Annotated in this window: 1 protein-coding gene; it reads right to left on the bottom strand. The window is 76.3% G+C overall.

Translation table 11 applies throughout. The features are described 5' to 3' along the window. Nucleotides 1–975, bottom strand: a 975-nt coding sequence (locus B9S61_RS13615) for a bifunctional adenosylcobinamide kinase/adenosylcobinamide-phosphate guanylyltransferase (RefSeq protein ID WP_103542493.1), incomplete at both ends; no start/stop codon positions are given.

Genomic DNA, 975 nt, shown 5'->3' with positions numbered 1-975 from the left:
GGACGACCGCCTGGCCGGCCACCACCAGCAGCACTTGTTCACACTCCTGAGCGAACGCCGCGTTGAGCCGGCCCAGTTCGTCCCGGTACCGGCGGCCGGACGCGGTGGCGGGCACGATGCCCGAACCCACCTCGTTGGACACGGCGACCACCGTCCGACGGGTGTCGCGCACCGCCTCCGTCAGCGCCTGTACCCGCTCCCGCAGAGCCCGCTCCCCGCCGTCCGCCCACTCCGCGTCGTCCCACGCGCCCACGACGTCCATCGCGTCCGTCAGCCACAACGACAGACAGTCCACCAGCAGGGGCGGCCCGTCGTCCTTCAGCAGCGGCACCAGATCGCAGGTCTCGACGGTCCGCCACGACCCCGGCCGCCGCTCCTGATGCGCCGAGACCCGCACCGCCCACTCGGTGTCCCCGCCCCGCGACCCGCCGGTCGCCACGTACAGCACCTCGGGGAACGACTCCAGCCGCCGCTCGGCCTCCACCGACTTGCCCGAGCGCGCCCCGCCCAGCACCAGGGTCCGGCGCGGCACGTCGGGAACGTCCTGGTAGGCCCCGACCTCCAGCGTGGTCCCGTCCGGCACGGCGCGGGCTCCGGCCGCCGCGAGCCGCCGCCGCGACTCCGGGCCCGGCGGAACGCCGTGGTCCAGATGGACGGCGACGACATCCGTGGTCGGGCCGACCGCGCCCACCGCCCGCAGCCTCGCCAGCGCGTCCGGGCGCCCCACCACGTCCAGCAGCACCATGGCATACGTCTCGGCCGGTTCCTCCAGCCCGGCGGGCGCCCCGCCCGGCGGCAGGTACAGCAGCCGCTGCCCGTCCGGTCCGGTCACCGCGTACCCGGTGCCGGGCGCGTCCAGCGCCACCGCCCGTACCCGATGACCCGTCAGCAGCGCCAGCTCCCGACCGTCCGGCACCCGTCCCGGCTGCGGAAGCCCGGCCGGCACCTCCACCGCGGGGCCGTCGTGCGGATGCG

Source organism: Streptomyces sp. SM1 (genome assembly GCF_002910825.1).
Classification (GTDB): Bacteria; Actinomycetota; Actinomycetes; order Streptomycetales; family Streptomycetaceae; genus Streptomyces; species Streptomyces okerensis.
The sequence above is the reverse complement of the archived record's forward strand: the minus strand, read 5'-3'. Positions and strand labels throughout refer to the sequence as shown.